The organism is Caulobacter hibisci (assembly GCF_016135805.1).
Lineage (GTDB): Bacteria > Pseudomonadota > Alphaproteobacteria > Caulobacterales > Caulobacteraceae > Caulobacter > Caulobacter hibisci.
In genome coordinates this window covers 171,932-189,899 of record NZ_JADWOX010000002.1, presented here as the reverse complement: position 1 = coordinate 189,899, position 17,968 = coordinate 171,932, and the positions used below count along the sequence as shown (strand labels likewise).

The 17,968-nt window shown below is 68.4% G+C and carries 12 protein-coding genes; 7 read left to right on the top strand and 5 right to left on the bottom strand.

Annotated features, from left to right (window positions below):
• Window positions 1-35: 35 nt before the first annotated feature.
• Window positions 36-3,026 (bottom strand): TonB-dependent receptor, encoded by a 2,991-nt coding sequence (locus I4Q42_RS04025; protein ID WP_198575168.1) that lies wholly within the window; start codon window positions 3,024-3,026, stop codon window positions 36-38.
• A gap of 425 nt (window positions 3,027-3,451) precedes the next feature.
• Here I4Q42_RS04025 and I4Q42_RS04020 point away from each other — a divergent pair, with 425 nt between their 5' ends.
• Window positions 3,452-6,664, top strand: coding sequence for a glycoside hydrolase family 2 TIM barrel-domain containing protein (locus tag I4Q42_RS04020; protein ID WP_198574777.1), 3,213 nt, complete (start codon window positions 3,452-3,454; stop codon window positions 6,662-6,664).
• Between the two features lie 38 nt (window positions 6,665-6,702).
• The gene (locus tag I4Q42_RS04015) at window positions 6,703-7,629 is read left to right on the top strand and encodes a family 43 glycosylhydrolase (protein WP_198574776.1); all 927 of its coding nucleotides are present in this window, start codon (window positions 6,703-6,705) and stop codon (window positions 7,627-7,629) included.
• A 10-nt stretch (window positions 7,630-7,639) separates the two neighbouring features.
• On the opposite strand, the gene I4Q42_RS04010 is transcribed toward I4Q42_RS04015, so the two are convergent.
• Window positions 7,640-8,731 carry an endo-1,4-beta-xylanase gene (locus I4Q42_RS04010; protein WP_198574775.1) on the bottom strand — a complete coding sequence of 364 codons (1,092 nt, stop codon included), beginning with the start codon at window positions 8,729-8,731 and terminating at the stop codon, window positions 7,640-7,642.
• A 10-nt stretch (window positions 8,732-8,741) separates the two neighbouring features.
• Window positions 8,742-10,859 (bottom strand): GumC family protein, encoded by a 2,118-nt coding sequence (locus I4Q42_RS04005; RefSeq protein WP_198574774.1) that lies wholly within the window; start codon window positions 10,857-10,859, stop codon window positions 8,742-8,744.
• Between the two features lie 267 nt (window positions 10,860-11,126).
• Between I4Q42_RS04005 and I4Q42_RS04000 the strand changes: the two genes are divergently transcribed.
• Together I4Q42_RS04000 and I4Q42_RS03995 are read left to right on the top strand one after the other, a co-directional pair.
• Window positions 11,127-11,858 (top strand): polysaccharide biosynthesis/export family protein, encoded by a 732-nt coding sequence (locus I4Q42_RS04000; RefSeq protein WP_198574773.1) that lies wholly within the window; start codon window positions 11,127-11,129, stop codon window positions 11,856-11,858.
• 22 nt (window positions 11,859-11,880) lie between these two features.
• The gene (locus tag I4Q42_RS03995; RefSeq protein ID WP_198574772.1) at window positions 11,881-13,134 is read left to right on the top strand and encodes a lipopolysaccharide biosynthesis protein; all 1,254 of its coding nucleotides are present in this window, start codon (window positions 11,881-11,883) and stop codon (window positions 13,132-13,134) included.
• On the opposite strand, the gene I4Q42_RS03990 is transcribed toward I4Q42_RS03995, so the two are convergent.
• Both I4Q42_RS03990 and I4Q42_RS03985 read right to left on the bottom strand, forming a co-directional pair.
• Window positions 13,070-14,515: an O-antigen ligase family protein gene (locus I4Q42_RS03990; protein WP_198574771.1), complete on the bottom strand. Its 1,446-nt coding sequence runs from the start codon at window positions 14,513-14,515 to the stop codon at window positions 13,070-13,072. The two genes, I4Q42_RS03995 and I4Q42_RS03990, sit on opposite strands and share 65 nt — an antisense overlap.
• Window positions 14,508-15,317, bottom strand: coding sequence for a WecB/TagA/CpsF family glycosyltransferase (locus I4Q42_RS03985; protein ID WP_198574770.1), 810 nt, complete (start codon window positions 15,315-15,317; stop codon window positions 14,508-14,510). Before I4Q42_RS03985 ends, I4Q42_RS03990 begins: the two co-directional genes overlap by 8 nt.
• A 102-nt stretch (window positions 15,318-15,419) precedes the next feature.
• On the opposite strand from I4Q42_RS03985, the gene I4Q42_RS03980 reads away from it, so the two are divergent.
• Genes I4Q42_RS03980 through I4Q42_RS03970 form a run of 3 tightly spaced genes read left to right on the top strand, consistent with a single transcriptional unit; the run spans window position 15,420 to window position 17,934 of the window.
• Complete coding sequence (locus I4Q42_RS03980; protein WP_232792845.1) at window positions 15,420-16,025, top strand: sugar transferase; 606 nt, start codon at window positions 15,420-15,422, stop codon at window positions 16,023-16,025.
• A 2-nt stretch (window positions 16,026-16,027) separates the two neighbouring features.
• Window positions 16,028-16,978 (top strand): glycosyltransferase family 2 protein, encoded by a 951-nt coding sequence (locus tag I4Q42_RS03975; protein WP_198574769.1) that lies wholly within the window; start codon window positions 16,028-16,030, stop codon window positions 16,976-16,978.
• The gene (locus I4Q42_RS03970; RefSeq protein WP_198574768.1) at window positions 16,975-17,934 is read left to right on the top strand and encodes a glycosyltransferase family 2 protein; all 960 of its coding nucleotides are present in this window, start codon (window positions 16,975-16,977) and stop codon (window positions 17,932-17,934) included. Before I4Q42_RS03975 ends, I4Q42_RS03970 begins: the two co-directional genes overlap by 4 nt.
• The last annotated feature ends 34 nt before the right edge of the window (window positions 17,935-17,968 follow it).

Below are 17,968 nucleotides of genomic sequence, written 5' to 3'. Positions count from 1 at the left end.
ACCGGCTATCAAGTGCTTCACTGGGGGAGTGAACTTTAGAACGTCGCGCGCGCCGTCAGGGTGAAGGTGCGGCCGTCGTAATCGACCCAACGCGAGACCTGGTAGTCGTTCTCGTATTCGAAGCGGACCGCGTCGGTGAGGTTGTAGGCGTCGAACGACACGGTCAGAGCGTCGGTGACGTTGTAGGAGGCCGACATGTCCAGCTGGCCGCGCGGCTTCACGGAGCGCGAGCCGCCGCTGTAGGTGCCGTTGGCGTTCAGGCCGTAGTCGGAGCGATAGTTGTAGACCATGCGCACGCCGTACTTCGGCGTCTCGTAGTAGCCGATGACGTTGACATTGTGCTTGGAGATGCCCGGGAACGGGGCGATCGCCGGGCTCTTCGAAGTCGTGTAGGCGTAGTTGAAGCTGCCGCCGAAGTTCTTCCAGAGGCCCGGCAGGAAGTCGAGGTTCTGCTGGATGTTGAACTCCACGCCCTCGACGGTGGTCTCCTTGTCGAGGTTGTAGGTGGCGCTGGCGTTGACGTGCACCTGCTTGGTGCTGCTGCTCAGGGCCGTGGCGTTGCAGTAGGTTCCGTCCCACGACAGGGCGCCGAAGCCCCAGGTCGAGCCGTCCGACGGGCAGAGGATCGCCGGATCGGTCGTGGTGGCGATGCGGCCGGTGATATTCTTGCGGAAATAGGCCAGCGAGATCAGGGCGTTGGGGCGGTTGTACCACTCCAGCGACAGGTCGAAGGACTCGGCCAGATAGGGCTTCAGCTTGTTGTTCCCGACCGTGACCGAGACGTCGTAGACGCTGGTCGAGCCCGAGCTCAGGCTGTTGTTGAGGATCTGGGTCGGGTTGACCTTGGTCGACGGCGAATACTGGCGCGGGTGCGGGCGGACATAGGTCTTGTAGTAGGCGCCGCGCAGGATCAGGTCGTCGGTGACGTCGGCCACGAAGATCGCCGACGGCAGGAAGTAGTCGTACTTGTTGACGTACTCGACCGTCTTGAACGCCGTCGACGAGCCGATGGCGTCGCTCGGGGCGCTGGTGCGGTCCAGGGTGGTGATGGTGTTCTTGGTGTCTTCGTAGCGGCCGCCGAAGTTGCCGCGCACGCCGTGACCGAAGATCTCGGTGTCGTACTTCGCCTGCACGTAGAACTGATTGATGTCGTTCTCGTTGGTGAAGTTCTTATCGTAGTAGCTGCTGTCGGCGTACTGGATATTGAAGCCCTGGGTCGACAGGCCGCCGCTTTGATAGGCCGTGACCGGACGCACCGCGTTGAGGAAGTCGCGGACGTTCAGGACCTGCCAGTTGCGATTGTAGTCGCCGCCCTTGCCGCCCATGAAGTCGTCGATGAAGGGCGCCGTGACCATCATGCTGGAGGTGATGTTCTGCAGCTGCGCGCCGTAGGCGTAGACGCGATAGCCGGTCGACACGTACTTCTCGCGCTCGAGGCGGACGCCGCCCTGGACGCTCTTGATCGGGCCGACGGTGACGAAGCGCTCGACGTCGAAGGCGGCGCTGTTCAGTTCGTTCTTGGCGAAGCTCTCGGTGCCCTGGATCCAGATCGCGTTGGTCGAGTTGGCGCGGGTCCCGTTGTTGTAGAAGGCGACCGGATCGCCGGCCTCGCCCCAGGTCCAGGTCTGGCCGGTGGTGATCGAGTTCTGCGGCGTCGGGTTGGTCACGTAGTGGAAGTTGCCGATGTCATCGAGGCCGGTGGTCAGCGAGCCGGAGATGCCGTTGCCGCCGGCCCGGGTGTAGTTGACGACGTCGACCTCGGTCTCGACCGACGAGTTGGCGCCCGACGACAGGGTCAGGGCGGCGGCGACGCGCCACTGCTCGTTGCTCCAGTCGACCGTGCCCAGCAGGCCGTCCGACTTCTGATGCTGCGAGTAGAGGCGCGTCGAGGACAGGGCGTTCATGTTGGTGAACGAGTAGCTCTGGTACAGGTAGCGGCCGTCGTTGGTCTGGACCGGCGTGCCCGTCGGGGTGATCACCGTGCCCGCCCCGGCCGTCGATGACGGCGTCACGGTGTTGATCAGGAAATACTGGGTCGTGTCGGGCAGGTTGCGGTCGGTCGAGAAGCCGATCAGCCCGATCTTGGTGTTGTCGTTCGGCCGCCATTCGAAGCCCGCAGAACCCGACCAGACCTTGCCGACGTTCATCCGGGTGTACTGGCGGATCTGGCTGTTGGCCCAGACGCCGTTCTTGCTGGTCGAGCCGGTGTTGCTGGTGACGAAGGCCTGGGCGTCCGTCTGCGATACGCCCAGGGCCTGGGCCAGCGAACGGCAATAGGAGGTGGCGCTGGTCGGGCAGGCGGCGGCCGAGAAGTACTGGCCGTAGGTAGCGTTGAACTGGGTCGGCGTCAGGCCCGTCATCGCCGAGGTCAGATAGTCGTAGCTGTTGAGGCGGATCGTATCGCGGCGGAAGTTTTCCTTCTTGTAGGCGATCGTCCCGAACACCGCGAAGTCGTCGGTCAGGTGCTTGTTGTAGCCCAGGGTCGCGGCCGGCGCGCCCAGGTCGCCCAGGGTGTTGTACTCGTAGGACGCCTTCATATAGCCGCCGTCCTTGCGCGACAGCGCCGGGGCGATCTGCAGGTCGACATTGCCCGACAGGCCGCCCGAGGTGGTGTTGGCCATCGGCGACTTGGCGATCACGAAGGCCGAGAAGATGTCCGAGTTGAACGCGCCCAGCGGCGAGCCCTGGTTGTCGCGCAGCAGGGCCGGCCCCGCGAACGACTGGCCGTTCAGCGTGGTGCGGGCGTATTCGCCGGGCATGCCGCGCAGGTTGATGGTGGCGTCGCGGCCCTCGGCCTCACGATTGATCTGGACGCCCGGGATGCGCTGCAGGGCCTCGCCGACGTTCAGGTCGGGAAAGCGGCCCAGGCCGTCGGACGAGATGCCGTCGGTGATTTCGACGGCGTTTTTCTTGGTGCGAACGGCGTCGGCGTAGCTCTTTTTGAATCCGGTCACGATGACGGTGTCGACCGTGTCGTTCGGCGCGGCGGCGCTCTGAGCCATGGCGAAAGCCGGCAGGCCGCCCATGACGGTTGCGGACAGAAGCGCGACCTTCAGGACGCGCGTCGGGCTGATCTTGGACTTCAATGTCGTTCCCTCCTCGTTATGGCCGCCGTCTTGAATGACGGCTTATCGGCCTGCCCCTCTCGCGTTACCGGCCCCAGCAATCTTTCGATTGGCCAGGGCAATGTGGATGACAGATCCACGCGGCGCCGCGCCCGAACCCAGACGACGATAGCTTTGATATCGCTGGGCTTTTTTGTATTGTTAAATTGGTTTGTATATTATTTTCTTGAGACAATCTAGAAAATATTTTTCGAAATTGCAAATTGGTCAGGCCAAAAATAGAACGGTGTACGCAACGGAAGACGCGGCCGCGCCTGAGCGTCGAGCGCGACCGGGCTGGAAAAGCGACGCGGGCCGGCTAAGGCTCGCGCGAGGGAGCGTGACGAATGAAGGCAAGCATGATGGCGGGCGCGGCCTGGCTGGCGATCGGCCTCGCCGCCCAGGCGGAGGAAGCGCCCCGCGTCGACCCCGTTCAGGTCGACGCCGCCCGCCCCGACTGGGAGAACCCCGCCGTCAACGCCCGCGGCACGCTGCCGGCCGTGGCGACCCACTTCCCCTTCGAGAGCCGCGCCGCCGCCCTGGCCGGCGACATGACCCGGTCCGAGCGCTATCTGACCCTCGACGGCCAGTGGGGCTTCCAGTTCAGTCCGTCATCGGACGATGTGCCCAGCGGCTTCGAAAAGCCGGACTACGACGCCTCGTCGTGGAAGAGCATCAAGGTGCCGGCCATGTGGCAGGCGGAGGGCTATGACCAGGCCCGCTACAACAACATCACCTACCCGTTCCCGGCCAACCGCCCGCTGATCCCGCACGCGACCAACACGGTCGGGTCCTATCGCCGGACCTTCGAGGTTCCGGCCGGCTGGTCGGGCCAGGACGTCATCCTGCATATCGGCGCGGCCGGGGCGGCCTACAAGGTCTGGGTCAACGGGGTGGAGGCCGGCTACTATGAGGACTCCAAGCTGCCGGCCGAGTTCGACGTGACCAAGCTGGTCAAGCCGGGCCAGAACCTGGTGGCGATCCAGGTGCACCGCTGGGCCGACGGTTCGTACCTGGAGGACCAGGACTTCTGGCGGGTCTCGGGCATCGAGCGGTCGGTCTATCTCAAGGCCGTGCCGCAGGCCCGGGCGTCCGACCTGTTCGTCAAGGCTGGGCTGGACAAGGCCTATCGCGACGGGACCCTGGCCACCGAGCTGGCCCTGACCGCCCGCAAGGCCCCGCTGACGGCTCGGATGACCTTGCTGGACGGCGAGCGCGAGGTGCTGAAGACCGAGGCCAAGGTCCCGGCCGGCGCGGCCCGCACCGTCAGCCTGTCGGCCACCGTCCCGAACGTCCGCCAATGGACCGCCGAGACGCCCAACCTCTACACCCTGCTGGTCGAGCTGATCGACGCCCAGGGCGAGGTCGTCCAGGCCACGCCCCAGCGGATCGGCTTCCGCACCGTCGAGATCAAGGACGGCCGGGTGAGCGTCAACGGCCGCCCGATCGTCATCCGCGGCGTCAATCGCCACGAGCACGATCCGGAGACCTTCCACGTCATCTCCGAGGCCTCGATGCGCCGCGACATCGAGCTGATGAAGCGCGCCAATTTCAACGCGGTGCGCACGGCCCACTATCCCAACGCCGAGCTTTGGTACGCCCTGGCCGACGAATACGGCCTCTACGTCATGGACGAGGCCAATATCGAGAGCCACGCCTATATGGGCTGGGGCAACGCCGATCCCGACCAGCGGGCCAAGCGCCAGATCGGCTTCGACCCGGCCTGGGAAAGCGCTCACGTCGATCGCGTGATGAACATGGTCGAGCGCGACAAGAACCACCCGTCGGTGATCTTCTGGTCGCTGGGCAATGAGGCCGGCGTCGGCCAGAACTTCGAAAAGGCCGCCGCGGCCGCCCGCAAGCGCGATCCCGGCCGGCTGATCTCCTATCTCGGCTGGGGGGCTCGCCCCTGGGAGCACGTGCCCAACACCTATGTCGACATCTATGCCCCGATGTACGACGACGTGACCAAGATGGTGGACTGGGCGACCGACCCCACCCGCACCCAGCCGATGATCCAGTGCGAATACGCCCACATGCAGGGCAATTCGGGCGGCAACCTGAAGGACTACTGGGACACCATCTACGCCTACGACAAGCTGCAGGGCGGCTTCATCTGGGACTGGGTCGACCAGTCGATGTACCGCTACACCAAGGACGGCCGGCGCTATTGGGGCGACGGCGGCGAATATGGCCCCAATCCCGGCGGCGAGATCGAGTTCGGCGATGGTTTGATCCAGCCCGACCGCACGCCGAACCCTCAGTTCTACGAAGCCCGCAAGGTGCTCTCGCCGATCCAGTTCTCGGGCTTCGATCCGGCGACGGGCAAGGTGACGGTCACCAACCGCCACGATTTCCGCGACCTGTCGGGCTTCGACTTCGACTGGGTGCTGGAGGCCGACGGGGTCGAGGTGGCGTCAGGCGCCCTGCCCGCCCTGTCGACCAAGGCGCGGGGCGTCGAGACCCTGGCCCTGCCGCTGCCCGCAATCGCCACCGTCCCGGGCGTCGAATATTTCGTCACCGTGCGCGCCAAGGCCAAGCCCGACGCCGTCCCGATGACCCCGGCCGGTTTCGTGGTCGGCTGGGAGCAGTTCGCCGTCTCCGCCACGCCCAAGCCCGTCGTCGCCCGTCCGGGTGTCGTGACCATCGCCGACGGCAAGGACGCCGTCACCCTGTCAGCGGCCGGTGCGACCCTGAAGATCGACCGCGCGACCGGCCTCGTCGCCGCCTATGCCAAGGACGGCGTCGTCCTGGCCCAGGGTGGCCAGCCCAACTTCTTCCGCGCTGAGACCGATAACGACGCCGGCACGGGCCTCTCCACCCAGCAACGTCCCTGGCAGGTGATGACCAAGACGCGCCAGCTGCGCGCGGTGACCACGCGCAAGACGGCACAGGGCGCGGAGGTGGTCGTCGACTACGGCCTGGGGGCTGGGGCGGCAAAGTTCGTCACCACCTACGCCATGGCCGGCGACGGCACGGTGGCGGTGACGGGTGACCTGACGCCGTTGAAGGACGATCTGCCGCCGCCGGTGCGCGTGGGGTTGTGGTTCACCCTGCCCGGCCAGCCCAAGACCGTCGAATGGTTCGGCCGGGGCCCGCACGAGACCTATGTCGACCGCTACACCTCTGCGCCCATTGGCCTGTGGCGAGGCGCGGTCGCCGACCAGAACCACGACTACATGCGGCCCCAGGACACCGGCAACAAGATCGACGTGCGCTGGCTGGAGCTCTCCGGCGGCGCTGCCCAAGGCTTGCGCGTCGAGGCCGACAAGCCCTCGATGATGACCGCCCTCGCCTTCCCCTACGAGGACCTCTATCGCCGCCCGCCGGGGACCTGGAAGTCGTCCGACATCGTCCCGCACGGCGACGGGACCCTGCTGGTCGATGCGGTTCAATGGGGCGTCGGCGGCGACACCACCTGGAACGGTTTCGGCCTGCCGCACATGAAGTACCGTACGCGACTGGAGCCGACCCGGGTCAGCTTCCGCCTGGAGCCGTTCACCGGTGCGGGCACGACGCCCGACAAGGCCCGCCCCGCCGAAGCCACCCCGCCGCAATAGCCGTCCGCATGACCACCGCCGCGTCCCAGGAGTTCTCGATGAAACGTCTCGCCCTCTGCCTTGCCGCCGCCCTGCTGGCGGGCCCTGCCTTGGCTGGCGAACCGATCAGCCCGCGCTTCAACGCCGATCCGTCGCCGCATGCCTTCAAGGGCGGCTACTACCTGTACGCCACCGACGATGCGTCGAACTCGGGCAAGTACTGGGACTCGACGACCTGGCGGCTCTACACCTCCAAGGACCTGAAAACCTGGAAGGACGGCGGCGCCTTCCTGGGCGTGTCGGTGTTCAAATGGGCCAAGCCGGACGCCAAGGCCTGGGCGCCCGAGGCCGCCTATCGCGACGGCAAATACTACTTCTACGCCCCCGTCGGCGGCGACAAGATCGGGGTGGCGGTGGCCGACCGTCCGGAGGGACCGTTCGTGGACGCCATCGGCGCGCCGCTGGTCGACAAGGCCCGCGACGCCAACGCCGGCGCCGAGCCGATCGACCCGCAGGTGCTGATCGACGACGACGGGCAGGCCTACATGCTGTTCGGCACCCGCGTGCCGAAGATCGTCAAGCTGGGCAAGGACATGAAGAGCCTGGCCGGCCCGATCCAGGACATCGCCGTCACCGGCTTTCCCACCGACGATCCGAAGAAGAAGTACGGCGAGGCCCCGTTCCTGCACAAGCGCAAGGGTCTGTACTATTTCAGCTTCTCGACCGGCTGGCCGGGCCAGATCGTCTATGCGACCTCGAAGACGCCGCTCGGCCCCTACGCCTATCGCGGCGTGATCTTCGACTATCTGAAGATCTCGACCAACCACCAGGCCATCCTGCAGGACAAGGGCCGGACCTGGTTCTTCTATCACGACAAGCTGCTGCCCGGCGGCGGCGACCATCGCCGCTCGATCGCCATCGAGCCGCTGACCCACGGCCCGGACGGAACGATCATCGAGGTGAAGCCCAAGGCGGCGGGCCGCTAGCCCGGCCGCCTCAGCGCGCGTGGTCGAAGGCCCGTTGCAGGGCGTCGGCCGCCCGCTTGGGGCGTAGTCCGTCGTCGAACGGCAGCGGGCGGACCTTGGCGCCGTCCGGCCGGGGCGAGAACTGGGCCTTGGAGCTGTAGCGGTCCGAAAGACCCCAGGTGGTCACCCGGCGCACGGCCGGCTCGGCCATGACGGCGTCGAGGAAGCGGGCGTAGCAGTCGGCGACCACGGCGTCGCGGCGGGCCGGATCGCCCACGACCTTCTGGTCATCGACGTCGAGTTCGGTGACGTAGATCTCCAGGCCCAGGTCGGCGACCTGCGCCAGGAACCGGCGCAGTCCGGCTCCAAACGACGGCGGACGCGAGGCGTCCAGGTGCCCCTGGATGGCCAGAGCGTCGATCGGGACGCCCTCCCCCTTCCAGCGCTTCAGCAGGGCCAGCATGGTCCCGCGTTTTTCGACCATCCAGCTGACGTCGTCATATTCCAGGCCGTAGTCGGCGAAGGCCAGCCTGGCGCGCGGCGCGGCGGATCGGGCGGCTTCGAAGGCCAGCGGCACGTAGTCCGGACCCAGAGCCTTCAGCCACGGCGAGACGCGCAGGCCGTCGGGTCGGCGATCGTTGCGCTCTACGGCTTCGTTGACGACGTCCCACGCGGTCACGACGCCGGCGTAGCGCCCGGCCACCCGCTGGATGTGCTGCTCGATCAGCGAGCGCGCGGCGCCGGCGCTCATTTCCTTGGGCAACCAAGCTGGCCAGGCCTCGTGCCAGAGCAGGCAGTGGCCGTAGAGCTGTGCGCCCATGGCCCGGGCCTGGGCGGCCAGGCGGTCGGCGCGGTCGAAGGCGAAGGTCTCGGGACCGGGTCGCAGGGCGTCCCATTTCATGACGTTCTCGGCCGTCAGGCTGGCGCACTGGTCCTGGACCAGGGCGGCGAAGGCCGGGTCGCGCTCCAGCTGCTCGGGCTCGACGGCCGCGCCGAACACCCGGCCCGACCGGGCGGCGATCCTGGCGAGCGACGGAAAGGGCGTGGCCGCGAAAGCAGAACCGCCCGCGCCAAGCGCGGCGGCGGCCAGCAAGGCGCGACGGGAGAGGCGCGGACGCCCCATGCGCAGGCTCCTAGATCCAGGAATAGATCAGGCGAGGAATATAGAAGCCGCGCTTGTTGAGGATAGCCCCGAGCACCTCGCCGCCGGCGGAATCGATGCGCTCGGTCAGGGCGCGGGCGACGGCGGCCCGGGTGGCCTCGGCCTCGACGACCAGCAGGGTCATGTCGACCAGCGGGGCGACGATCAGGCCAGCCGCCGAACGGGCCGCCGCCGGAGCGTCGATCAGCACGAGGTCGTAGTCGCGGCGCGCGGTTTCGATCATGTCGCGCCATTGGGACTCGGCCACGGCCAGGTCGCCGGCGCCGATCGGCAGGGTGACGTGCAGCGAGCCGCCACTGACCTGGAAACGGTCGCCGGCGATGCGGGTCAGGCTGGCGCCGTTCTCGGCCAGCACCTGGGCGGCCGGACGGTCCTCGGGCGGTTCGATGTCGATCAGCAGGACGCGGCGCGCGCTCTGGGCCGAGGCCAGCAGCGCCAGGTCGAGCGTCAGGCTCGAGACGCCCTCCTCGCCGTTGGCGGCGATCAGCTGCATCACGCGGCCAGGACCCGGTGCGACGCTGCTCAGCAGCCGCATCAGGAGCTTGCTGTCCTCATAGGTCAGGTAGGAGGCCCTGGGTCCCCCGCCCCGGCCGTCGCGGCGGCGCTTGGCGCGCGGGGCGTCGGCCACGGCCAGGATGATCGGCAGGTCCAGCTTCTGCTCGACGTCGCGCGGCGAGATCATCACGTCGGAGAAGGCGGCCGAGACCAGCACCACGGCGGTGGCGGCGACCAGGCCGACGATCACGCCGCCCAGCAGCAGGATCGCCCGGCCGCTCTTGCCCTTCACCGGCGGGTCGGCGCGCTGGATGACGCGGACATTGGCCTTGGACTTCGACAGGTTGTCGGAGACGCGAGTGTCTTCCGAGCGCTTGGCCAGTTCCGAGAACGAGCCTTCGAGCATGGTGCGCTTGCGCAGCAGCTCGCGATATTCGGGGCCCAGGCGGACCAGCTCGGCCAGACGCGTCTCGGCGGCCTTGAGGTCGCGGGCGGCGGTGGCGCGGGCGCGGCTGAGGCCGGCGACGTCGCCTTCGGAGTCGGCCAGCTCGGTGTCGATCTGCTGGTGGACCGGATTGGCCCCGCGGCGGACGTTGGTCACCTGGTCGCTCGGGACGGCGCGGATCTGGCCCTGGAGGTCGGCGATCTTGCGGTCGAGATCGGCGACCAGCGGATAGCCGTCGACATAGCGGGCGGCGGCCGCGCGGCGTTGGGCCTGAAGGTCGAGCAGCTTGCCGGTCAGGGTCTCGACCTGCTGCGAGCGGCCGCGGTCGCTGGACAGCTCGGTGGTCTGGGGCGTGGCGCGCAGCTTGCGCGACAGAGCCGAGGCGCGGCCGGCGCGGGTGGCCAGTTGCTGGTCGATCGCCTGCACCTGGCTGGTCAGCGAGGCCTGCTGGCTCTGCACGGTGGCGAATTCGGTGGTGTAGTCGCCGAACCCGTGGCTGAGCGAGAACTTGGACAGCTGGTCCTCGACCTCGGCGAGCCTGGCGTTGAGCTGGTCGCGCTGGTCATTGACCGAGGTCAGGTCTGACTGTTCGAAGATCGCCCGGCGACGCTCGATATAGAGGCCGACCAGGGTGTTGAGCACCTCGGCCGCCACGTGGGCGTCGCGGTTGCGTAACGACAGCTCGATGACGTTCGACTGCGGGACGTTGTCGATCGCCAGGTCCTTGGACAGCTGCGCGGCGGCGGTCTCCAGCGCGTTGGGCTGGCCGACGAGATCGGGATAGACGCGTTGTAGCCCGACCTTGTCGATCGCCTTGGCGCGCAGGTCTTTGGAAGAGAGGATCTCCATCTCGGCGTGGACGATCTGGGCGCGGTCAAAGGACAGGCCCGGCTGGGCGCCGGACACGTCGCTACGGAACACATAGTCGTCGCCCAACAGGATCAGCAGGCGCGACTGGGCGGTGAAGATGGGCTGGGCCAGCAGCACGGCGATGACGGCCAGCATCACCGGAATGAGGAAGGCGAGCAGCGCCTCGCGCTTGTAGTAGAAGGCCGGCGTCAGCAGTTCGCGAGCGGTCAGGGGCGAGCGAATGCGGCCGGTCGAGCCGCCGCGGGCGTATGCGCCCTGCTCCATCACCGCCGCGTTCATGAAAAGGGCGCACCCGTTCGGACGTAGGCCGCCCAGCATGGCGGTTAACCATCGGATACGGGGCCACGTCTTAACAAACACTGACGCCCGAGACGCCCAAACCGCGCTACGCTGACGTTCGGGCCAAAACCCGGCCGTGCAAGGCCCCGCTGCTGCTTTTTGCCGCGCCCGGACGCCGCCCGGACAGGCTTGTCGCTCGCCAACGAAATCCTAACCGGCGGCGGTCATGGTGAACGTCGAGACGGCTTGGCCGGCGGAGGTATTCACGTGTTGTCCTGGGCTCGATGGGCGGCGGCCGGCGTCGCCACGCTGATGTTGACGGCCTGCGCCTCGGCGCCGACGGCCGCGCAGGGGCCGGCCTATGGACGCGCCGTAGATCCGGGCGTCGAGTTCGCCCCGTGGACGCCACAGGACTATCGCTACCGCGTCGGGCCGGGCGACGAACTGGCCGTGCGCTTCCTGCTGGAGCCGGACCTCAACGCCCAGGTGCTGGTCGGGCCGGACGGCCGCGGCGTGTTCCCGCTGGTCAGCGGCCAGCCCGTGGCCGGACAGACGGCCGAAGAGCTCAACCAGTCCCTGACCCGCGCCTACGCCTCGGTGCTACGCAATCCACAGGTCGAGACCCTGGTGGCCAGCTATGGCGCGGCGCAGATCTATGTCGGCGGCGAGGTGCGCGAGCCCGGCGTCAAGACCATCAAGGGCCAGCTGACCGCCGCCCAGGCGGTGATGGCGGCCGGCGGCTTCCAGGACACCGCCCGCACGGGCAAGGTCGTTGTGCTGCGCCAGCGGCCGGGCGATCCGCGCCTGCTGATGCGCACGGTCGACGTCCGCGCCGCCCTCGGCGGCCAGGACGGCGGCGACTTTGCCATCCTGCCCGGCGACCTGATCTTCGTGCCCCGCAGCGCCATCGCCGAGGTCAATCTGTTCGTGAAGCAGTACATTAGCGGGGTGCTGCCCTTCTCGTTCAGCTACACGATCAACAACGGGGCGCGGTACTGACGCGGCCCCAGGGGGACCTTCGGTGTCGCGTTACCTGATCTCGGCGATCGAACAGGCCCTCTGGTCGCTGCTGAACTTCGGCGTCAACCTGCTGCTGATCCGCTTCGTGGCGCCTGAGCAGTACGGGGCCTTCGCGTTCTGGGCCGCGGTCGGCTTCGTGCTGTCGAGCCTGCAGAACGCCCTGACCGTCTGCCACCTGCAGGTCCTGGCGCCCGGCGAAGCGACCGCTCCCGAGCGACTTCCGGTCGAGCGGCTGATGCACGGGGTGAACCTGCTGTTCCTGCTGGCGACCGGCGCGGTCGTGCTGGCCGTGACCCTGGCCTGGCGGGCCGGCGGCAATCCCTATGGCGCGCCCGCCGCGGCGCTGTTCGTGCCGGCCTATCTGCTGCAGCAGTACGTGCGAGCCCTGGTGTTCTCACGCGGCCGGCCTGGCCAGGCGACGATCCAGACGGCCCTGGTGTGCGTCCTGGCGGCCGGGTCGCTGGCGGTGGTCGTGATCCCCAACCACGCGGTCGGCGCCGATCCGCTGCTGCTGGCCCTGGGTGCGGCCTATGCCCTCGTCGGCGTCGGTGGGATGGCCGTGGCGGCGGGCGGACAAGGCCGCTGGTGGGTTCCCGGCCGGAAGCTGCTGACCTATGGCGGCTACGCCCGGCAATCGGGCTGGATCTTCCTGGGCGTCTCCAGCACCGAACTCCTCACCCGCTTCTATGTCTTCGTGGCCGCCGGCGCCTTCGGGCCTTCGGCCCTGGCCGCGCTGACGGCGACGCAGCAGTTGCTGCGGCCGATCCCCCTGCTCGCCTCGTCCTGGGGGCTGGTGGCGCGCGGCGACCTGGCCCGCCGCCGAGACGCGGGCGACTGGCTGGGCTATGGCGGCCTCGTGCTCGCGGCCCTGGCGGCCGGCGCCGTCGTGGCCGGGCTGTGGACCCTGCTGATCTACGAAACCTGGCCGACGATCACCGCCCGGCTGTTCGGCGGCAAGTATCAGGACGCCGACTGGATGGTGGCGCTGTGGGGCCTGGCGGCGGCGCTGGGCTTTGGCCAGGCGGTCGTCAGCACCGCGATCCAGGTGCTGAAGGCGTTCAAGGCCCTGGCCCTGGCCAACGCCGCGGCCTCGCTAGTGGCGGCCGGCGCGATCCTGGCGCTGATCAAGGGTCTGGGTCCGGCAGGCGCGGTGCTCGGCACCGCCGCGGGTCAGGCCCTGGAGCTGGCGGTCATGGCCGCCATCCTGGCGGCAGCAATCGCGGCGCGCCGGCGTCCAGCGCCCGCCGCGCCCTAGGCTCGGGCGGCGGCGTCGCCGGGGTGTAGCGCATGTCGAGGTCCACCCCGACCAGCAGGATGATGATCCCGAACATGGCGTTGGCGGTGAAGTAGCTGCTTTCCATCCAGTTGTGGACGAAGAACACCAGCGGGAAGACGGCCAGGAACACCGCGTGCGGCAGGTCGGCGCGCACGGCCTCGTCCTTGGATCCCAGGCCCTGGCGCAAAAGATCGAGGCCGCGCCCGCCCCAGCGGACCAGCAGGAACAGCGACACGGCCAGGCCCGGCAGGCCGGTGGTGACCAGCAGGTCGATGTAACCGTTGTGGGACTCGTTGGTGTAGGCGTCGGGCTGGGCGAACCAGGCGTCGCTCTGCAGGCTGGGCTGGACCTTGGGATCGATGTCCCAGAACGAGCCGAAGCCGAGGCCCTTCAGCGGATGCTGGGCGAACTGGTCGAGGGCGAAGGCCCAGACGTCGGTGCGCTGGGTGAAGGTGACGCCGGCGATCGGCTCCAGCGGGTCGCGGCCGGTGGCGTAGGCGAAGGCCGTCCAGCCGACCAGCAGCCCCAGCACCGTCAGCCCACCCGCCGCCGCCGCCGCGCGCAACAGCGGCGCGCGCAGCTTCAGCAGGCCCATCAGTAGCGGCATCAGCACCACGAACGCCGCCAGCAGCGCCATGCTGGTCTTGGACAGGCTGGCGATCAGCAGGGCGACGCAGATCAGGAACATCGCGCTCCAGAACAGGCGCGGTCCCAGGGCCGTCGGGAATAGCAGATAGGGGCTGATCACCAGGCCCGAGAACAGCATGGCCGCCCCGAGAGTGTTCTTGTGGGTGTGGATCGCGGCCAGGCCAATGTCGGTCATCGAGATCCCGGGCGCGAAGATCCACGAGCCCAGGTCGATGGCCATGACGATCAGGCAGGCCACGGCCATGGCGAAGTGGATGCGGCGCGCGTCGCGCAGCCCCGCCACCACCGCCACGCAGATGATCAGGTCGACGATGTAGAGGAACAGCCGCCGGCTGGAAGCGGCCGGGTCCAGCGCCCAGCGCGAAGTGGCGGCGAACCAGGCGAAGGCCAGCAGCAAAGGCCAGAGCCGCTTGGAGATCTCGACCACCTCGCCGCGCCGGAACCACAGGATCGGCAGGGCCAGGACCAGCAGGCTGAGCCAGATCGTCCGGTTGATCGGCGACATGGTCGCAGCCCCGGTCAGGGGGTCGAGGTCGCGCTCGTGCAGATACGGCGTCGAACCGATCATCACGTAGAGCAGGGTCAGCACCAGCACGAGCCCGGCCCACAGGGCGATCAGGTTGCCGCCCTTGCGGGCCTCCTCGCGTCGCTCGGCGTCGACCGCCGCGCGCCAGTCGTCGAGGTGGCGCCGGCGAGGCGCGTCGTCAGACATTCGTGTCCGCGCGCCCGGCTTTCCTGGCCAGGCCAAGACGCAGGGCGAGGATGTCGCGGCAGGCCAGGAACAGGGCGTAGAAGCCGCGCACCAGATAGCGCCGCCACAGCCGGCCGGGCTCCTTGACCAGGCGATAGAGCCAGACGAGGCCCGAGCGCTCCATCCAGTCGGGGGCGGGATTGGAGTCGCCGGTCAGCACCGACAGCGAGCTGCCGACGCACAGGCCGATGCCGGTCGCCCGGCCGTCTTCCATCAGGTGCTGGCAGAACAGTTCCGACTGCGGCGGCCCCATGCAGACGAAGACGAAGGCGGTCGGGTTGGCGGCCACGAACTCGATCGTCTCGGCCACCGCCTCGGGCTTGCGGATGAAGCCCATCGGGGGATTGTGGTGGGCGACGGCGGTGAGGCCGTAGCGGGCCTTCAGGCGATCGATGAGGTCAGGGGCGCCGCCGAGGATGCAGATCGGCGTGTCGGGCTTGATGACCTCGTCGAACAGCGCCCGCACCACATAGGCGCCGGGCGCGAAGTCCAGCTCCAGACCGGCCAGGCGCGCGGCGCGGCCGACCACGCGACTGTCGTTGGTGCTGATCCAGCAGGCGTCGGTATGGGCGCGAAAGACCGGATCGGACTTCCTCAGCCAGGCGTGCTCGGCGTTCGGGGTCACGAAGGTGGCGAACGGCAGGGCGGCCGGCCGCAGGGCGAGCGCCGACACCGCCTGCTTCACGCTCATCGGCGTGAAACGCAGGCCGGCGAACAGCACTTCCGCGAACGGCGACGAAGAAGCGGGCAACGAACGGAGCATTAAGAGGCCCAAGCGAAAAGGACGGCCAAGGTAGGGGATTCTTACGAGGGTCGCCCCTAACCTGCCAAGTATCGGTTTACGGGCCGTTCCCAGGGGTTTTGCTTGAATCTGCAACGCGCGTTGAAACGACTGATGGACCTGCTGATCTCGGCGGGCCTTCTCGTCGTGCTCGCTCCGATCCTGGCCGGCATCGCCATCGCCGTGCGGCTGACCACGCGCGGCCCCGCCTTCTTCCCCTGCCGATGGGTGGGGCAAGACGCACGGCCGTTCACCGGCTACAAGTTCCGAACCATGATCCAGGGCGCCGAAGCCATGGAGGCCCAGCTTCAGGCCCGCAACGAGATGCGCGGCCCGGCCTTCAAGCTGACCGACGATCCGCGCGTCACCCCGCTGGGCCGCGTGCTGCGCAAGTACAGCCTGGACGAGCTGCCGCAGCTGTGGAGCGTGCTGAAGGGCGATCTGAGCCTGGTGGGCCCGCGCCCGCCGCGCGCCCAGGAATACGCGCGCTTCACCGACTACCAGAAGCAGAAGCTGGCGGTGAAGCCCGGCATCACGTGCCTTTGGCAGGTCGAGGGCCGCCATCGCATCAACGACTACGACGACTGGGTCGCCCGCGACCTGGAATATATCGCCAACTGGTCGCTGTGGCTGGACATCAAGATCCTGGCCCGCACCGCCCTGGTGGTGATCAAGGGCACGGGGGTCTGAACATGGCGATCGACATCAGCGTGGTCATTCTCAGCTATGACCGTGTGCACCTGCTGGAACGCACGCTCGTCGCCTGCCTGAGGCCCGACGTGGCGCCGGGCGTGGCCTTCGAGATCATCGTGGTCGACAACCATCCCGACCGCCTGGCCGAGGGCCTGGTGGAGCGGTTGGCCGCCCTAGGCGTCGCGCCGATGACCTATCTGGCCGATCCGCGCCGCAACGTCTCGATCGTGCGCAACCTGGGCATCAAGGCCGCCAAGGGCCGCTACGTGGCCTTCATCGACGACGACGAGGCCCCCGATGCGGCCTGGCTGTCGGAGCTGCTCGCCTGCCTGGAGCGCACCGGCGCCGACGCCGCGTTCGGTCCCAAGCATCCGGAATTCGAGGCCGGCGCGCCGCCGTCGTGGGATCCGCACGGCTGGCGCTACACGCTGGACTATCAGGAGCCTTCCGACACCCCGATCCACCTGTTCGGGCGGCTGCGGAAGAAGGGCAAGGGCCTGGGCAGCGGCAACGCCGCCTTCCGCGTGGCCACCTGCTTCGACATGGCCGAGCCGTTCAGCGTGGCCTTCGGCGACGGCAACGGCGAGGACACCCACCTGCTGTTCCGCCTAGCCCTGTCGGGCAAGCGCTTCGTCTGGTGCCCGACCGCGATGGTCCGCGAGTTCATCGAGACCGACCGCACCAAGCCCAGCTACATGATCACCCGCATGAAGCGCGGCTCGCAGCACTATGCCGCTTCGCGCATCGCCACCAACGACCGCCCCCTGCTGACCCGCGTCAAGGTGACGCTGGTGGGAATGGCTCAGCTCTGCATCCACGCCGGCCTTTATGTCGTATCCTTCGAATGGGTCGGCGGCGAACGCTTCGACCATCGGATCGGCATGGCCAAGGGATTGGGCAAGTTGACCTACCGCGCGCCCATCGGCTTCATCGACGAGAAGGCCGCGTGACCGACGTCACGATCGCCATCGCCACCTATGATCGGCCCGTCTCGCTGGCCGAGACCCTGCGCTCGTGCCTGTCCCAGACCAATGCCTTGGGCCTGGCGATCGAGATCGTGGTGGTCGACAACCATCCCAGTGGCAGCGGCCGCGCCGTGGTCGAGGAACTGGCGGCCCAGGCCCCCTTCCCGCTCCGCTACGTCGTCGATCTGACCCGCAACATGTCGACCCTGCGCAATCGCGGCTTCGCCGAAGCCCGCGGCCCGCTGTTGGCGATGATCGACGACGACGAGGTCGCCGCCGCCGACTGGCTGGACCAGTTGGTCGGCGCCCTGCGCGCCACGGACGCCGACATCGCGGTGGGTCCGCGCCTGGCGACCTTCGAGAATGGCCGGCCGCCGGCCTACGACCCGACGGGCTCGCAGTTCGTGCGCGACCTGCATCTGGCCGACCACGCCCTGATCGACCTGACCCGCGCCGACGGCAAGCCGCGCTACGGCCTGGGCACGGGTAATTCTCTGTTCGACGCCGCCCGCTGCTTTCCCAACGGCGAGGCGCCGATGCGCGAGGCCTTCGGCGACGCCGGCGGCGAGGACGCCGAGCTGTTCGCCCGCCTGCACCGGCAGGGCCGCCGCATCGTCTGGGCCGGCAAGGCCTTCGTCACCGAGGCCGTGGCCCCACACCGCACCGAGATTCCCTACCGCCTGCTGCGCACCCGCCGCGAGACCCAGCACTACGTCACCATCTATATCGACGGCGCGCGCAACCCGGCGCTGGCCTGGTGCGAGCTGATGTCCAAGGGCCTGATCCAGGTGGTCGCCGGCGGCCTGATCACCCTGGTCACCGGCGAGTTCGCGTCCCGCCGCCGCCTGAACGGCCGCCTGCTGATGGCCCACGGCCTGGGCAAGCTCGGCTGGCGTCGCGCGGTCGGCCACATCGCCGAGCCGAGCGCAGGTTCGAGCTGAGCTTCACCTTGGCAAAGTCCTTGCAATCCAAGCC

Bases quoted from the DNA above. Each gene is read 5' to 3' on its own strand.
- I4Q42_RS04025 (WP_198575168.1), bottom strand. From the start codon at position 3,026: ATGGGCGGCCTGCCGGCTTTCGCCATGGCTCAGAGCGCCGCCGCGCCG.
- I4Q42_RS04020 (WP_198574777.1), top strand. From the start codon at position 3,452: ATGAAGGCAAGCATGATGGCGGGCGCGGCCTGGCTGGCGATCGGCCTC.
- I4Q42_RS04015 (WP_198574776.1), top strand. From the start codon at position 6,703: ATGAAACGTCTCGCCCTCTGCCTTGCCGCCGCCCTGCTGGCGGGCCCT.
- I4Q42_RS04010 (WP_198574775.1), bottom strand. From the start codon at position 8,731: ATGGGGCGTCCGCGCCTCTCCCGTCGCGCCTTGCTGGCCGCCGCCGCG.
- I4Q42_RS04005 (WP_198574774.1), bottom strand. From the start codon at position 10,859: ATGAACGCGGCGGTGATGGAGCAGGGCGCATACGCCCGCGGCGGCTCG.
- I4Q42_RS03990 (WP_198574771.1), bottom strand. From the start codon at position 14,515: ATGTCTGACGACGCGCCTCGCCGGCGCCACCTCGACGACTGGCGCGCG.
- I4Q42_RS03985 (WP_198574770.1), bottom strand. From the start codon at position 15,317: ATGCTCCGTTCGTTGCCCGCTTCTTCGTCGCCGTTCGCGGAAGTGCTG.
- I4Q42_RS03975 (WP_198574769.1), top strand. From the start codon at position 16,028: ATGGCGATCGACATCAGCGTGGTCATTCTCAGCTATGACCGTGTGCAC.